Below are 15896 nucleotides of genomic sequence, written 5' to 3'. Positions count from 1 at the left end.
GTAGTAGATGGCATTTACAATTGATTTAACGGACAAGGTTGTCCTGATCACAGGCGGAATTTCGGGCATTGGGCTGGGAGCGAGTCTACAATTTGCAGCGGCAGGTGCGACCGTTATAGCCTGTGCCGAATTAAGTGTTGATGATCCGACAGTGGCTTCATTTTTTGCGAAAATGGAGCCCTTTCAGCGGCGTGCATTTTATTATGCGACTGATGTGTCCAATGAGGCTGCTATTCAGGAATTGGCTGTGCTCCTTCAACAGGAGTATGGTCGTCTGGATATACTGGTTTCTAATGCTGGGCAGAATATGTTCAAAGGCTTGGATGAGTGTACGCTAGTAGATTGGAATCGCAATAATAGCTTAAACCTGGCATCACATTGGTTGCTGGCAAGGGCATTAAAACCATTGTTGGCCCAAGCTTCGCCTGGGGTGATTATTGTCATGGCTTCTAACCATGCTTATGCCTCCATACCAGGTTGCTTTCCTTATAACGTAAGCAAAGGAGCGCTTCTTTCACTCGTTAGGGCCATGGCTGTTGAATGGGGACCGGCGATCCGTACGGTAGGGCTCGCTCCGGGATTTATTGATACCCCTGGAAATCAAAAATGGTTCGATTCATTTCCGGACGCTGAGCAGGAGCGACAAAAAACTATCGATAGACATCCTGTTAAACGACTTGGTACAGCCGAAGAGATCGGTGGTTGGTGTGTATTTCTTTCCAGTACTTACGCTTCTTTTGCGAGTGGAACTACCTATCTCATTGATGGGGGTAGAAATGCTTTAATGCAAGAAGATTAAGAAATAGGTACATCGATAGGGAAGCTTGAAGCGTAATAGCTATGGAAAGAAATGTAAAAACAGCGCAGGTATTGCTAGAAACGAAAAGTCTGCTCGGCGAAGGCATTTTGTGGAATAAGCATGATCAAAGTTTGTATTGGGTGGATATCTTGCAAAAGCATATTCATCAGTATAATTTGGAGAACAACGTTTCGACTTTCTGGGAACTCCCTGGCTATGTCAGTAAGATTGTTCCTTTGGAAGAAGATGGCGGCAGATTTCTCATTGCCATGCAGGAAGGGCTGGCAATTTGGACCAAGGAAGATCAGGACTTGTCAATCGTCGCACCCTTGGACACCTGTAATGGTCAAATTCGAACCAATGACGGTGGGATTGATCCAGCTGGTAATTTTTGGATCGGAACAATGCATATGAAAGCTTTGCCAAATCAGGGAAAGCTGCTGTGCTTTCGAGATGGTATTTTGGAGACCATTATTCCTGCGGTGACTATCCCGAATGGGATCGTATGGTCTGCCAATGGCCGTTTTTTTTATTTTATCGATACCCATACACGGGAAATCCGACGGTTTACCTGGGATAAAACAGCGGGCCTCTCAAAAGCATACCATACATTGGTACGTGTGCCTGATAAACTTGGCATGCCAGATGGTATGTGTATGGGGCCTGATGGCCATTTATGGGTGGCACATTGGAACGGCTTTGGTGTTTATAAGTGGCACATCGAAACAGGAGAACTATTGGATAGAGTGCATGTAAATGCACCACATGTAACTTCCTGTTGTTTCGGAGGACCTACGGGAATGGATCTCTTTATTACCACCGCAAGGGAAGGCTTGGACGATGCTCAACTGGAGGTATATCCCGACAGTGGAAAAGTATTCCATTTTAAAAACTGATCTCTGAATAGGAGTTGAACCTACAAGTCCACTTTACCTAATTGTATGAGCACAATTCAAGCTCGAAAGCACTGGCCCTAAAAAATACATTTATTGCCTCACTTTAATTACAATAGACTAGTAGTTTGTTGTTACTTCTAAAATTATTGCACCTCCAATGACAACAATTATTATATTTGCGATACTGTCAATTCATGAAAGCGAAACAATTCATATGGATCTTACTGCCATTGATGCTCCTCCAGAGCTTCTCCACAGTATGGGTATGGACTGTTTTTGAACTCAATAGAGACTATATTGCCAAAAATGAATGTATCAATCGCTTTAATGAAAAGGCGCTATCCTGTAGAGGACAATGTATATTGATGAAAAAGATGCGTGAACATGAAGAAAAGGAGCAGAAAAAACTTGAGACTCGCATCATCGATGTTGTTTTTATCAACAATGCCCTGAATTTTACCTTTGACAGTTCTTCATCTGGGGGAGCTTATATTAAACTGGCTTTTGCAGAACTGAAAGAAGATTATGCTTACCGCCCCATCTTTTCTATTTTCCACCCTCCACTCGTCTAATACCTTTTTAACGAATTTATCGGATGTAATGATTGGCGTTTTATGTAAACGGTCCAATTTGCACATATTTCCCCCCTTTTGCATTATTGATCCAGTTGGATTAGGCTAATGGGATTGGCTATCAAATCTTCTATCAGCTGAAGGTATAGTACAAGGGAATACTATATACTGTTTTAAACAATTAGAAAAAGAGAATAATGAAAAATAGAATCACAATAATCCTTGTCTGTTTTGGCTTTATCGTTCTGCTTGCCTGTGCGGACAATGGGGATAAGAAAAAGGTATCAACCGGCAAAGCTACTGAGCCTGCAGCGGCATCTCCAGCAACTGAAATGTTGGACTATAAAACCGAAGGAGCCAAAGGGGTAGGTCCTGTTACATCTTTTGAGCACAAACCCTTTGATGCACAGCTCGCAAATAGGGGGGTAGAGTTATTTGTCTCCAAATGTGCCATGTGTCATGGTTTTGATCGTACCTTGGTTGGTCCGTCATTGGACGGTGTCATCAAACGCCGTACACCGGAATGGATCATGAATATGATGCTCGATCCGGCAACAATGCTTGAAAAAGATCCTGATGCAAAAGCACTGAGCAAGGAGTTTGCGTCACCTATGATCAGTCTGGGGATGCAACAGGAAGATGCGCGCGCAATTTTGGAGTACCTCCGCGAACGGAATAGCGCAACGAAATAAAGAAATAATCTATATCGATGAAATCCTACAAGCTGAAAGGACTTTTCTGTCTGTTGATGGCCTGGGCTCTTTGCCTACAGGCAACCAATCTATTGTGGGTATTTATTGGCTTTGAATGCAATCGGGATTATATTGAGCAGCAGCTATGTGTCTATCGCTATGAACCTGCGGCTACCTGTAAGGGCTTCTGCTACCTGAGTGAGAAAACAGTGGAAGAAAAAGAGGCCAGTGATGTGCTGATCAAAGTGAAAAGTGCTGAGATACCGCTGTTTGTACAGCTTGTTCAAGAGCTGACCCGGCAGCAACCCTTTACCCGAATTTTAAGAATAACTCATCCGCTAACGGAAGATAAACCCTTGTGTCAGGGGATCTTTGACCGGATTTTTAAACCTCCAATCGTATAACCATTCCCTTTAAATTTTTTATTGAAGAAAAAGAATAAGATAATGGTAATACGAAAAGAAAAACTAGATTTTTTAAGACTAACAAATATTGATTCGGCTTCCAATGGGATTGTTATTATGCCTATTGCCGAATATTTACAAGTCAAAGTTCAACAAAAGAAATTGCACGCGCATTCATACTATAGTGTTTTGCTGATTAAGAGTGGTGGCCTGACGATGGTGGCAGATAAAAGAATGTATACCATGGGCAGGCATGATATGCTGAGCATCAGCGCCGATTGTGTCTGTAGCTTCCTGCATAATATACCTGTCGAAGGAAGTATCATCCTTTTTACAGAAGCCTTTTTTATGCAGAGCTACGATAAGGAGGGGGCGCACTACTTTAACTATTTAAAATGTAACCGGATGAACGGCTTTGTATTAAGCAGTGATGACATCGAAAGATGTAGCCACCTGATGGAGCTGATGCAGACGGAATATCGTACAGCAAAATTAGTCTCAAAGGAGCTGTTGCGCAATCAGCTGCTTAGTTTGCTACAGCTATTGGGGCATCGGATTACAAAAAATATTGGCGCTGTGCAGATGGACGAAAAGGAAGAACGGATAATGACTTTCGAGACTTTGGTGGACGAAAATTATCGAGAGAAGCGATTCCCGTCTTTCTATGCCGAAAGACTGAATATGTCAGTCAATCATCTCAACCGCATTTGCCGTGAAAAGAGAGCGGTAAGTTGTGGTGCATTGATCCGGAATCGGATCATATTGGAGGCGGAACGCCTGCTCTATCATACGTTTAAAACGGTAAGGGAAATAGCCATTGAACTAGGTTTTGACAATGTACCTTATTTTATCACATTTTTTAAGGCCAAGAAAGGGCAGAGCCCTGAGGAATTTAGGAAAACCCAATAGATAGTAAAGGCAGTAAGAAGCGGCAACCTCAGATTCGGCAGTAGGCTCGCATTTAGCACATTCGCCTACTGTCCGAATTGTTTTTCTTAACATGTCATCTTATTCGACCAGCTTGATATTGGATACAAGGTAAGCCTTTCCAAAATTTTTGGGGTCATGTGTGACAGTCGCTTGAATGGATTTCCATTTAAGGGGTAAGGAAACCAAACTATAATCAGTCAATCTTTTATGATTGTACTGCCAGATTTCCTCCAGTTGATCTCCAACCTTTTTATCGGCGTAGCTGAGTTGGATCTTTGTTCCAATGTTGATAAGATACTTATCTTCTTCTTTCCAAAGTATGATTTGGGGCGGTCCAGGTATAAATGAGTGTATAAGCGATATTTCAAAAGAATCGTTGCCTGTATATTTCTCCCGACTGATAATTTTAATAAATTGAAGACCGTCGGATGGGCCACCATCCATCAGTTCAGGGCCATTGTAAGCGACCATCTTGGCCTTTATTTTATAATTATATCCGGGCTCCCTATCTTTAAAATTTGAAAGAGGCAGCTCCGCTGATTCTTTTTGTGGTAATAACAAGGGGGCATCGTTAATAGCACCATAATGGTGACTGACCAAAAGCTCGACCTCTTGTCCATCTCTTAGGTTAAAGCGACCATATCCCTTTTCTTTCGAACAGGCAGAAAAGATAAATAGGGTAATTAGTAGGTAAATGTACTTCATGGCTTAATATAATGGTTTGTAAAATGATGTTGTTAAATCTTTCAGGAAGAACGATTTGACTGTGCTTTATGCTACAGCAAATTAATTTTTATCGATGTAATGGCGAATTTCACCTTTGAATAATTTGTGCTAGATCTGTAAACCTTGTATTGCTGCTTTTCCAAAACTGATTGACCTCTATAGCAAGTACAAAGACAGAGGTTTCGAAATTATCGGCGTATCGACAGACCGGACCATGCGTGTTAAAAATTGGAAGAAAGTAATCCTAGAACAGCAACTTCCATGGATGCAATATCTCGATGAAAATGCGGTCAAAACCTCTGAAATGTATATTAGACTTTTTCCAACGGCTGTACTGATCGATAAGAAAGGGAATATTGTAAATAAAAAAGCCTCATTAGAAGAGATTGAAATTTATTTGTCCAAAGAATTGGGAGGCTAGGCAATGTCTTTGCACAAGTGGAATTTTTGAAAATACTTCTGTGTAAGCGACTGAGGGGGAAAACATGTAGCTAAGAAAACTTTATATGCCAAGTGTATATCCTTTTAGTATACCTTAAAAAAAGCCATGTTTTTTGACATGGCTTGGAATTTCTTATAAAGTTATACTTGAGTAGAAAGTTCTTTTATAACGTATTTTTTTCGGAACCAAAATGCGAGGTTGACCAGTGCTATCAATGCGGGAACCTCGACTAGTGGACCAATCACTCCGACAAAAGCCTGCCCGCTATTGATGCCGAATACGCCAATTGCGACTGCAATAGCCAATTCAAAATTATTGCCTGCAGCCGTAAAAGCAATGGCTGTACTTTGTGAGTAATCGGCACCGACCCTTTTGCCAGCAAAAAAACTGATTGTGAACATCAATGCAAAATAAATCAGCAATGGGACAGCTATACGCAATACATCCAAAGGTAACTGTAAGATCATCTCGCCTTTGAGACTAAACATCACCACAATGGTAAAGAGCAACGCTATCAAAGTAATCGGGGAGACCAAGGGTATAAAACGGTTCTGAAACCAATTTTCACCTTTTAAGGCGATCAGTCCATATCTAGTCAGAACTCCGGCGAGAAAGGGTATTCCCAGGTAAATAGCAACGCTTTTTGCGATTTCAGCAATGGAAATGTTCACGGAAAGTCCGGTCACACCAAAAAGTGGGGGTAAAACAGTAATAAAAAAGTATGCATATAAACTATAGAGTAAGACCTGGAAGATACTGTTCAACGCAATTAATCCGGCGGCATATTCTCTATTACCATCTGCGAGTTCATTCCATACGACAACCATTGCAATGCAGCGAGCAAGTCCGATCAGGATCAATCCGGTCATATATTCAGGATATCCGTTCAGAAATAAAAGTGCCAATACAAACATTAAAACCGGTCCTATTATCCAATTGAGGACCAGGGAGGTGCTAAGGACTTTTAGGTTTCGGAAAACCTTTCCAATCTGCGCATAACGTACCTTGGCCAATGGCGGGTACATCATGAGAATCAACCCGACGGCAAGCGGAATATTTGTTGTTCCACTGCTATAGCTATTGATCCATCGTGCAGAAGTGGGAAAAAAATTACCCAAAGAAATACCAAGAACCATGGCTAGAAAAATCCATAAGGTGAGGTAACGGTCAAGAAATTTTAATTTCGATTGCATGGGTTAAATTTTAATATTTGAAAAGACATAACACATTTCGGCCGCAATTTCTAAACTACGTTCTGTATACACTGCTGTCTGTTCGGGTGTACCATCTGAAATCTTGGGATCTTCAAAAGTAATCGGTATCCTTTTTTCAGCACCGGGAATAAAAGGGCATCCGTCATCTGCCTGCGAGCAGGTCATGATTGCAGCAAAGCCAGAGATTGGGTTGAACGGACTGTCGTATTTTTTTGAAAAGCCAATAACCGCTGGGTCATTGTCGCCATATTTTATTGCATAGATCGGATTATCTGTGTCAGCGATCTTAAAAACCTCAAACCCCTGTGAAACCAATGTTTCTGCAATCTTAGGAAATAATGCGGTCTCTTCCGTACCTCCTGAGTAGCAGTTGACCGCTGGAATATGATGGAAGGATGCCGCCACCTGCGCCCAAAGCTGAGATAAATGACTTCTACGGGAATTGTGGGTACAGATGAAATTGAGGTTGATCGGCTGTCCACGATCAACTTTGTCCTGAATAAATTGAATCAAGGGATTCAATACTGCCCTACGCTCCTCAGACAAGTGCTGTCTGCTGATAATTGTGCTGATGATTTCTTTTATTTTCTGATACATGCTGCGGAGGAATTTAAATGATTAACAACAGCCTGAACCTGGCGTACAGCAAGAGGATCCGCTAACTGGCAACGCAGAAAGATTTATTTTCAACTTTTCTGATGGTACACCACAAGCGTCCTGGGCAAGGCAGGCTGTGGTCTTGTTTTTCAGGACAAAGGTTTTACCATTGAAGTCAAGATCGTATTTGCCGATCGTACCGCTCTGGTATTCCACTTCAATTTCCCCATCTTCGATCCCCAATTTCTCTTCAGACAAATTGATGATATGTAATAGTTTGCCTGGTTTTAGACGGTGCTCATAATCATCCGCATTCCAGAGCTGGAAGTTGACCACTTTCTCCTGACGGATAACACCACCACAGTCAATGAAATTTTTTGTGATCTGACCTACTTCGGTGACATGGAAGTGTTCAGGAACAAATGTGCCATTTTCCAACTGAAAATCAACATGATCCAATGTTGCTAAAATTTCTTTGATTTCTGATAATTTCATAAAGGACTAATTTTATTATTTATTAAAAACTATATATTGCAATATTACGATGTATTCACTCAAAAAAAGTTACTTACAGCAACTTGAAATGTTTACGTCCTGATTGAAAAATGCGTTGAATTCCTGTTGCATTTGTTTCCAGACTGCTTCATTAATGCAGTAACAAACAGATTTTCCCTCAATTGTCCCCTGTATTATTTCTGTATTTTTTAATTCCTTAAGGTGTTGGGAAATAGTTGCCTGTGCTAGCCCTAGTTCATCAACCAGATCATTACAGATGCATGCTTTCTTGTCAATAATATATTGAAGGATAGCTATACGTGCGGGGTGTCCTAAAACCTTAAATGCTACAGCCAGTTTATTCTGTTCATCAGCGAAAATTTCTGTCTTTGTAAGTCCCATCTTGTCTTATTATATCGCAATATTACGATAATAATTTTAAATATCCAAATATGGGCGGTTCCATTTGTTTATCGAGAGTCGAAATGTGCTATTCCACTATTGACCAAGCGTGATATGGAAATCCTGGCTTTGGTGGCTAAAGGAAACTCCAGTCCACAGATTGCAAAAAAGCTTTTTATCTCCCCTGACAGGGTGCGTACTCACCAGAAAAATCTGTTCAGAAAACGGAAACCAAAAGTGTTGGCGAATTTGTGCGTAAACGCATCGAATGGGGGTTGGTATGATTGATATTCAATAATTTGCATTGCACACTTTTTGGCAATAAAATTGTTGAGGTTACTTTGATTAGGGCGCCAAAATGGTATTCTACGATAAGATTATACATAAGCCGAAATTGGCTTCAGGATTGATCTTATGCTAAAAATACCTGCGTAAACAAATTTAATTTAGCCATTAACGATAGATGAGACCTATTTTATGGATTATATTCATTCTTTTTATCGGCCGTTCGGGGGCACAGACCACCGAAATTCCCGATCGTATAAAATCTACTTTTACGGGTACCTGGGGATATGAGACCCGATTCCAGACCAATACTGTGGTGATCTGGTTTGAACCGGGTAAGGATTATGCAAGTTTTAAAGACATTGGCAGCGGTGAGGCTCCGCCAAGAACTTTTCGGGCCCAATTAAAAGGAAAGGTCTTGTTTATCCCAGCCAAGCAGGGCCTTAATGACGCGCTGGAAATGGAGGTTATAAAAGGGAAATTGAATGTAAGGGCAAAATCGATTATATGGGATGAAACAGGAAATATGGTGAAAACTGGAACTGTCGAAACAAGAATTTTTAAACGTACGACCAAATAGAAATAAAGATCCGCAGGGAAATAGATGCCCTGTCCAAAACGAACTAAATAATATGTCAAGAATAGCTGTCTTTTTTGTATTAGTCCTTTTTTCATGCCAGGGACAGTCGACCAACAAGGCACAGCAGAAAACCGATACTGTTGATGCGAAAATTATCGTTCCGAAAAATAATACTGTTTCTTGTGAACAAGTTGTAACGCAATTGGTGAAGTCAAGCAATGCAATCGCATTTAGTCAATTTGGTGATACGCTTGTTCAGGCCGCAGTGGCTTACCTAGGCCCTGAAAAGCTGACGATCAAGTTGTATGTTATTAATGATATTTCGGAAAACCCATTAGAAAAAAGATTGGTAGAACACGCCGTGGGCTGGTTGGAATTTCATCAGAAAACCAGACAACTTTTAGATATAACAAACGACCCCGATAATCCCCTAATCTTGCGATATGACAGGCGTATTGCGCAAGAACATGATCTTTCCAAGTTATGCAGTTCCACAACAGCCATGACCAAATCGAGCAAGGGGCATACATTATGGGATGTCATGTTAGATGAAGATATCAAGTTTAACGGTAAGCTGGATAGGTTTTTTACCCGAAGTGATTTTGAAAAAGTTTTCGGTCGGCCCGATAGTATACGGTTGCTGAAAGATGAATCTCCCTGCGTCACCATTTTTGATACCGAAGCTCCAGATGATAAATACCTATATAAAAGTGGTTCACGCTTTGAAACCAGTGGAGATAGGGTGGCAGTAGAAGAATTCTGGTTTTTGAATGGAAATTTCATTACTTACAATGGGATACGGATAGATGCCAATACAACGATGCAAGATATGAAACGGCTTTTCCCAACAGCTGTGCGTGAACGGCAGGAAATGGATAAAGCGGGGAAATTGTGGCTAATCACATTGCTGCAAGACAACGAAGGGATTTTGGATGGCCATATCAAAATGTACTTTAAAGATGGTAAAGCGCAATCTATACATTGGTGGTCTCCTTGCTAATGTAAAAAAGAAGATAACAGTTCATCCTCTAAACTGAATGGTTATCAATTTTAAATCTGGATGGATAGTACCAATAGACCATGGATGACTAAGAAAATAGAATTGTTTACAATCCGTAAACAACCTTTTATGATCCGAAAAAGGCTTCTGCTTTTTTTGAGATCGCAATAGCTTTGCATTTGGTCAATGGAAAGCAGCGGTACGTCAAAATGTTTACCGCTTCTGGGGATCGAGGCCTTCCTTTGCAGAAAAAAACATGAAGAAACAAATTCTATGTGCCATCTTGTTCAGCAGCTTAGCGACGCTGACAGCACATGCTCAAAATGCAGTATCCGGACAGGTAATTGTCGATTATGTCCCACTGTCAAACTATATCCGACCAGAAGATAGCGTAAAGACTGGTTCTAAAAGTGATTTCAAAAGGATACAATTTAATCTTGAAATACCTTTGTCGACCAAAGTTGATTCCTTGGGCAATATCAAACGCTGGTCATGGAAAATGGGGGCTGCTTACGCAAAGATGCAAAATCGCGATTATGAACAACAGCTTTTTCCGACTGAAATGTTGAATGCCGAAATCGGACTGCAATACTTGACTTCTTTAAAGAAAAACTGGTCGCTATTGACTTTTGCCTCGGTCGGTATCTATTCGGATCTGGTCAAAGTCAATGGCAAGGATGTCCTGGGGCAGGGGGGAGTTCTTTTTATCAAACGGTTTAAGCCGAATCTTGCCTTTGGATTTGGTCCGGTATTGAGCAATAGCTTTGGTGTACCGATGATTCTGCCGGGACTGTATTTTGACTGGAAGACTAATGGTAAGGTTAAGTTCAATGTGAATTTCCCTCAGGGGCTTGCCGCAGCTTACCAGGTCAACAAGTTTATGGATCTTCGCGCAGTAGTCAACCTGGATGGTATGACGGCTGAACGTGAAAAGAATGGGAAGTCTACACTCGGCGGATTTATGTTGTTAACGGCCGGTCTGCAACCCCAATTCAACCTCGGTAAGAATCTTAAATTGCAGCTAACGGGGGGCAGCACACTTGCCCGGATGTATGTTGAAAACGACCGGTCCTTAAAGAGTTTCTTCAAGGATAAGAAGCAGGCCGATCCCCGCTTTTCACCGACCTTCTATACTTCGGTAGGATTTAAATGGAATATGCCCTATTAACGGCTAAGGAGCTTCTTAAAAACCACGTTTTGGAGAAGCTCTTCTCTTTTTGTACGGGAGATGGGTAATTCCTGTTCCCGAATGTAAACCCTTCCACCTGAGATAATATCAATATGATTGACATTGACCAGATAAGATTTGTGGATACGGAAAAAATGGCTATCCGGTAAAGCCTCTTCCAATGCAAGCATGGTCTGGTGGATGGTGAGGGTCCGTTCTTTAAAATGGAGCTTGGTGTAATTCTGCATGCTTTCGGCATAGAGGATATCTGTCCAGGAAATTTTGACGAAGGCATCACCTTGCCGGACAAAAAGCATGGTATCATTGGCAACAGGCTCTTGTGTCGATTTATTGCGCTGTACAAATTGCTGAAAGGCTTTTGTTGCTGCCTGAAAAAACCGCTGGAATACAATAGGTTTCAGGAGATAATCCACCGCCTGAAGACGGAATCCTTCCAGGGCATACTCCGAATAGGCTGTAATGAATATACACAGGGGAGGATTTTCAAGTGATTCCAAAAAATCAATACCATTAAGATAAGGCATATTGATATCCAAAAAAATAAGGTCAATATCGCCTTGTTGCAATCTGGAGGCTGCCGCTAGGGCTGAAGGAAAAGTTGCGACGAGCTCAAGAAAATCAACCTGTTCGGTCATTTCGGCAATATGCTGCCGTAGCAGGGGTTCATCGTCCACGATGATGCATTTCATCTTTGTTTGTTCCATAGTCGTTTAGCAGTTAAGATTGATTGTCAGGTCGATGCAAAAACTGTCGTCTTGCTTGTCAATGGTTAAGCTGTACTGATTTTCATACTGCAGTTCCAGCCTCTTTTTGACATTTTCCAAGCCAATACCAGAGTGTCTTGTTGATGCCTGCAGGGGATAGGTCTGATAGCTATTTTTGATATGAAATTGGAAATAGCCGTCTTTCTCAGCGCAGTTGACGCTGATTTTGCCTTTTTGGTTCGGAAGTCGATCCACATGTTTGAAGGCATTTTCCACAAAACAGATGAGCATCAGTGGTGCAATATGGAGATCTTCTGTTGACTGTGACCAGCTGCAGTCAACCTCCAGTTCGTCTCCCCAACGCATCTGTTCAATCGTGATAAAGTTCTGTAAATATTGCAGCTCACGGCTCAGCAGCACAAATGATTGGTTGCATTCATAGAGCTGGTAGCGTAGGATATCTGAGAATTTTAGCAGTAAGAAATCAGCCATATCAACATTCTTTTTCATCAGGATATGGATATGGTTCAAGACATTGAACATAAAGTGTGGATTGACCTGATCCTGTAAAATTTTGAGCTGGCTTTCCAGAAAGTTCTGCTGCAACTGGCTATGGTCTTGTTGAATATTGGCATGTTCCTGATAAAAACGGATACCACAGGCTGTGCCATTGATCAGCAAGGAAGAAGGAATAGATTTATAGCATTGAACAAATAAAAGTGTGTTTCGCTCATCCTCTGATAACACCTGGCTATGCATAATAAAATAAACATCCACCACACTGATCAGCAACGCTAAAATAAGGACGAAAAAGATAGCTTTGAAAACAAAGGGCTTCATTTTTTGTGTCTTAATGGCTTTTGGTAAGATGCTGTCACTCAGGAACTGTGAGATACTGATGGAACAGATCATCACTAATGAGCTATGGATCAGTGCGCTGCCTGTGTCCATATCCTGCTTCACTTGTATCCACAGGGCAAACCAGAGGACAAGCCAGAAGAGCGTGAGAAACAGGTGCCGATGGAGATAGTTTTTTTTGAGAAACATGGGACAAAAATAGTCAAATATATAACAAAAACCTTTGAAAGCGAATACAGGATTGCCTTCAAAGGTTGATGTGTTAAGGGTTGTATTAGAATATGAAGTAACCTACACCAATGGAAAATGCCTGTGGCTTGGATTTGAAGGATTTAGACAGGTTCGAAAACCCACGTTCGTAGCGGACATCGATACTGAACCTTTGGATATCGACCCCAAGACCGCCTGTAAACTGTACATTGGACTTATCGAAATGTTTGACGCCTTCTTTGATGGCCTTCAAGGGGGATAGATTGTCATTCAGGGTATAATTATATACTGCACCGGCAAATACACGAAAGTTCATGTCCTGCTGCTGGTAGATTTTATAACCGACCATCACGGGAATATCGATCGCATTCCATTTGAGCTTGGATTCAGTCTGTCCCTGTGGTTTGAGCGCTGCTTTACGTTTGCTGAAAAGTGCCTCGCCCTGAATGTATGCTCTTCCAAGGTTGACACGTGCCATACCACCGACATGGAGCCCAAGGGCGTATTTGTCATCCAGGTCTGCAAGCTCGGTGTTGAGCTTGTTGAGGCTGCTTCCGCCTTTGATACCAATCTGAATAAGAGGTTGCTCCTGAGCAAAGACCATTTTACTTAACATCATCGCGAAGAGTACAACGCATGATAAAATTGCTTTTCTGTTCATTTTTATTGTTTTGATATGCACAAAAAAACGAAGGCCAGCGGCGATACAGAAAAGTCTTTGACGAACTGCATACTCGTGGTGACGAAAGTTAAAATGATGATCACCTATTGTTTTTCGGTCAAGTATTTCCAATATCGCTTGGGGACATGTCGTAAGTGAAGTTTTAAATTCTTCCGGGATTCGATCGTTGTGCTTTTAAAATAGGTCTTCCAGAGATGCTGGAATTCTTTTTCCCTTGGGTCCAGATCTATTTCCAAATGATTAGCACTCTGAAAATCATTTTCAGCACAACTAGTTACTTCCTCTACGCGGTGGCAATCATAATAAAATCCATAATTTCGTCGTATATCGTAGATCAACCACTGTTGGTCAGTAAAGCGATTCTTAAAAAAATCAGTGATCAATGGCAGGACATTAAAATCGGGTTCCACAATAGCTGTATACAGACCTGTATCGGATTTGACAAAGCGTATAAAGGCTTTCATCCGGTGTCTTTCCCGGCTCACTTTCTTTATCATCTGGTGTATACGCAACAGATCAGGTCGTCCATAATTCTGCATATTCATCTTTCCGGATTTGAAAAGCTCCACGATCAGCCGGAATCCGTTGGTCCATTCGGATGGACTGTCGCTTAGAAAATTATGGTAAAAGATCTTGGTATTTTGTAATCCTATAAGTTTATTCATCGCGGTCAGAATACGTGTGGCTTTACGTTCATCTGTATAGATTTGGCGTTTCTGCGAAAAGATATGGTTTTCCAGCTGCTGTGAAGTTGTTGGAATAGCGTCAAATTCTTTTCGTTCAAAGGCTTCAAAAATGCAACATAAATACCCCTGATAACTCCCGTCGAAAATATAGTTCATCAAAATAATGTTAACTGCGTTTGAATGCTGTTTGATTTGGTACTGGACTGATGTCCAAGAAGAGATTTCCGGATCTGTTCCGGATAATGGAATCCGGCACTGATGACGGTATCCAGGCAAATCATAAAGTATTTTGCTCTGTTAAAGGCGATTCCCAGCTTACGTAACTGGTACTCCTTTAATTTTCCGTATTGACGTGCTTGCACAATTTTTTTTGCAGACTGTCTACCAATTCCGGGAACTCGAATAATTAAACTGTAATCCGCTGTATTGATATCGATCGGAAAGAACTGGGGATTACGTAAAGCCCAAGCGAGCTTGGGGTCTATATCCAGTTCAAGCTGTTGATGTTTGGTATTTAGAATTTCATGCAGGGAGAACCCGTAGAACCGCAATAACCAGTCTGTTTGATAAAGTCTATTTTCACGCACGAGAGGTGGAGTCGTGCCGATTTGTGGAAGCATGCTATCAGTGGCGTTTATGGGGATGTAACCTGAATAGTAAACGCGCTTGAGCTTATAATCTTTGTAGAATTCATGCGCGGTCTGCATAATCTGTAGGTCTGTCTCCGGTGTGGCCCCAATGACCATCTGTGTACTTTGGCCTGCGGGGACAAAGAGCGGAAGTTTTTTAACAATCTTTTTATGCTGCTGAACGTTAAGGATTTCATTTTTGATAATTGCCAAAGGTTCGCGGACGGATTGATGGTCTTTTTCTGGCGCAACAAGTTTTAAGCCTTCCTCCGTAGGGATCTCCAGATTAACACTCATCCTATCAACGTATAGGCCGGCCTGCTTCAATAGCGACTCGCTGGCTCCGGGAATAGCTTTTAGATGAATATAGCCATTAAATCTTTCTTCGGTGCGGAGCTTTTTTACGACGAGCATCAACCTTTCCATTGTATAATCCGCGGATTTAAAAATACCGGAACTTAAAAATAGGCCTTCGATATAATTACGGCGATAGAAGTTCATCGTTAAATCAACGACTTCCTTCACTGAAAATGCTGCTCGTTGAACATCATTGCTTCGTCTGCTGACACAAAATGAACAATCATAGATACAATAGTTGGTCATTAAAATTTTCAGCAAAGAGACACATCGGCCATCCTCCGTATAGGAATGGCAAATCCCACTCGCTGATGCATTACCAATGCCATGCGTATTTTTTCGTTTTCCACCACTTGAGCTACAGCTGACATCATATTTTGCTGCATCAGCTAAGATCTTCAGCTTATTATCAAATCCAATCATGATTAATATCTTAGTAATTTGCGTAAAATTACTATTTTTATTAGTAAATATAATGCTATGGTTTCAAAAAATAATCCGGTCTGGTCGAAAACTATCGATAACATGTTGCTTGGCTGATTAATGT

General features: G+C 41.3%; 21 protein-coding genes. 11 read left to right on the top strand and 10 right to left on the bottom strand.

The annotated features are described in order from the left end of the window. Positions 1 to 7 precede the first annotated feature (7 nt). The 6 genes from ABFX33_RS05790 (at position 8) to ABFX33_RS05765 (ending at position 4272) form a co-directional block, all read left to right on the top strand. On the top strand, positions 8 to 799 hold the full coding sequence (locus ABFX33_RS05790) for an SDR family NAD(P)-dependent oxidoreductase (protein ID WP_346084799.1): 792 nt from the start codon (positions 8 to 10) through the stop codon (positions 797 to 799). Between the two features lie 41 nt (positions 800 to 840). Then, the gene (locus tag ABFX33_RS05785) at positions 841 to 1695 is read left to right on the top strand and encodes an SMP-30/gluconolactonase/LRE family protein (protein ID WP_346084797.1); all 855 of its coding nucleotides are present in this window, start codon (positions 841 to 843) and stop codon (positions 1693 to 1695) included. 194 nt (positions 1696 to 1889) lie between these two features. Then, positions 1890 to 2267 (top strand): hypothetical protein, encoded by a 378-nt coding sequence (locus tag ABFX33_RS05780; RefSeq protein ID WP_120258647.1) that lies wholly within the window; start codon positions 1890 to 1892, stop codon positions 2265 to 2267. Between the two features lie 197 nt (positions 2268 to 2464). Beyond that, positions 2465 to 2959 carry a c-type cytochrome gene (locus tag ABFX33_RS05775; RefSeq protein ID WP_346084796.1) on the top strand — a complete coding sequence of 165 codons (495 nt, stop codon included), beginning with the start codon at positions 2465 to 2467 and terminating at the stop codon, positions 2957 to 2959. A gap of 17 nt (positions 2960 to 2976) precedes the next feature. Beyond that, entirely contained in the window at positions 2977 to 3363 is a 387-nt protein-coding gene (locus ABFX33_RS05770) for a hypothetical protein (protein ID WP_257088631.1), read from the top strand. Positions 3364 to 3405: 42 nt separating this feature from the next. Then, positions 3406 to 4272 (top strand): helix-turn-helix domain-containing protein, encoded by an 867-nt coding sequence (locus tag ABFX33_RS05765; protein WP_346084794.1) that lies wholly within the window; start codon positions 3406 to 3408, stop codon positions 4270 to 4272. A gap of 99 nt (positions 4273 to 4371) precedes the next feature. On the opposite strand, the gene ABFX33_RS05760 is transcribed toward ABFX33_RS05765, so the two are convergent. Beyond that, positions 4372 to 4998, bottom strand: a complete 627-nt coding sequence (locus tag ABFX33_RS05760; protein ID WP_346084792.1) for a hypothetical protein — start codon at positions 4996 to 4998, stop codon at positions 4372 to 4374. A gap of 133 nt (positions 4999 to 5131) precedes the next feature. Here ABFX33_RS05760 and ABFX33_RS05755 point away from each other — a divergent pair, with 133 nt between their 5' ends. Beyond that, positions 5132 to 5440: a peroxiredoxin family protein gene (locus ABFX33_RS05755; RefSeq protein WP_346085465.1), complete on the top strand. Its 309-nt coding sequence runs from the start codon at positions 5132 to 5134 to the stop codon at positions 5438 to 5440. Between the two features lie 161 nt (positions 5441 to 5601). Here the strand turns inward: ABFX33_RS05755 and arsB are convergent, their stop codons facing one another. From arsB to ABFX33_RS05735, 4 genes are all read right to left on the bottom strand, one after another. After that, positions 5602 to 6654, bottom strand: a complete 1053-nt coding sequence (gene arsB / locus ABFX33_RS05750) for an ACR3 family arsenite efflux transporter (RefSeq protein WP_346084790.1) — start codon at positions 6652 to 6654, stop codon at positions 5602 to 5604. 3 nt (positions 6655 to 6657) lie between these two features. Further along, complete coding sequence (locus ABFX33_RS05745) at positions 6658 to 7272, bottom strand: protein-tyrosine-phosphatase (RefSeq protein WP_346084789.1); 615 nt, start codon at positions 7270 to 7272, stop codon at positions 6658 to 6660. 21 nt (positions 7273 to 7293) lie between these two features. Continuing rightward, the gene (locus ABFX33_RS05740) at positions 7294 to 7767 is read right to left on the bottom strand and encodes a DUF6428 family protein (protein WP_346084787.1); all 474 of its coding nucleotides are present in this window, start codon (positions 7765 to 7767) and stop codon (positions 7294 to 7296) included. Between the two features lie 69 nt (positions 7768 to 7836). Then, entirely contained in the window at positions 7837 to 8169 is a 333-nt protein-coding gene (locus ABFX33_RS05735) for an ArsR/SmtB family transcription factor (protein ID WP_346084785.1), read from the bottom strand. A 99-nt stretch (positions 8170 to 8268) separates the two neighbouring features. Here ABFX33_RS05735 and ABFX33_RS26690 point away from each other — a divergent pair, with 99 nt between their 5' ends. From ABFX33_RS26690 to ABFX33_RS05720, 4 genes are all read left to right on the top strand, one after another. After that, positions 8269 to 8457 carry a response regulator transcription factor gene (locus ABFX33_RS26690; RefSeq protein ID WP_373564535.1) on the top strand — a complete coding sequence of 63 codons (189 nt, stop codon included), beginning with the start codon at positions 8269 to 8271 and terminating at the stop codon, positions 8455 to 8457. Between the two features lie 175 nt (positions 8458 to 8632). After that, positions 8633 to 9034, top strand: coding sequence for a hypothetical protein (locus ABFX33_RS05730; protein WP_346084784.1), 402 nt, complete (start codon positions 8633 to 8635; stop codon positions 9032 to 9034). 52 nt (positions 9035 to 9086) lie between these two features. After that, positions 9087 to 10034: a hypothetical protein gene (locus ABFX33_RS05725; protein WP_346084782.1), complete on the top strand. Its 948-nt coding sequence runs from the start codon at positions 9087 to 9089 to the stop codon at positions 10032 to 10034. 256 nt (positions 10035 to 10290) lie between these two features. Beyond that, positions 10291 to 11202 carry a DUF6268 family outer membrane beta-barrel protein gene (locus ABFX33_RS05720; protein WP_346084781.1) on the top strand — a complete coding sequence of 304 codons (912 nt, stop codon included), beginning with the start codon at positions 10291 to 10293 and terminating at the stop codon, positions 11200 to 11202. On the opposite strand, the gene ABFX33_RS05715 is transcribed toward ABFX33_RS05720, so the two are convergent. The 5 genes from ABFX33_RS05715 to ABFX33_RS05695 all read right to left on the bottom strand — a co-directional run bounded on the left by ABFX33_RS05715 (position 11199) and on the right by ABFX33_RS05695 (position 15772). Continuing rightward, the gene (locus ABFX33_RS05715) at positions 11199 to 11927 is read right to left on the bottom strand and encodes a LytR/AlgR family response regulator transcription factor (protein ID WP_346084779.1); all 729 of its coding nucleotides are present in this window, start codon (positions 11925 to 11927) and stop codon (positions 11199 to 11201) included. The genes ABFX33_RS05720 and ABFX33_RS05715 overlap by 4 nt on opposite strands. A 6-nt stretch (positions 11928 to 11933) precedes the next feature. Next, positions 11934 to 12974 carry a sensor histidine kinase gene (locus ABFX33_RS05710; RefSeq protein ID WP_346084777.1) on the bottom strand — a complete coding sequence of 347 codons (1041 nt, stop codon included), beginning with the start codon at positions 12972 to 12974 and terminating at the stop codon, positions 11934 to 11936. Positions 12975 to 13059: 85 nt separating this feature from the next. After that, a complete protein-coding gene (locus tag ABFX33_RS05705) occupies positions 13060 to 13656 on the bottom strand; it encodes a porin family protein (RefSeq protein ID WP_346084776.1) in 597 nt (198 codons plus the stop codon). Positions 13657 to 13760: 104 nt separating this feature from the next. Next, positions 13761 to 14519: a TIGR03915 family putative DNA repair protein gene (locus tag ABFX33_RS05700; protein ID WP_346084774.1), complete on the bottom strand. Its 759-nt coding sequence runs from the start codon at positions 14517 to 14519 to the stop codon at positions 13761 to 13763. Then, a complete protein-coding gene (locus ABFX33_RS05695; RefSeq protein ID WP_346084772.1) occupies positions 14519 to 15772 on the bottom strand; it encodes a putative DNA modification/repair radical SAM protein in 1254 nt (417 codons plus the stop codon). Before ABFX33_RS05695 ends, ABFX33_RS05700 begins: the two co-directional genes overlap by 1 nt. Positions 15773 to 15896: the final 124 nt, after the last annotated feature.

This window comes from Sphingobacterium ginsenosidimutans (assembly GCF_039536865.1).
GTDB lineage: Bacteria > Bacteroidota > Bacteroidia > Sphingobacteriales > Sphingobacteriaceae > Sphingobacterium > Sphingobacterium detergens.
Note: the sequence above shows the minus strand (reverse complement) of the source record. Positions and strands in the feature narration are given on the sequence as shown.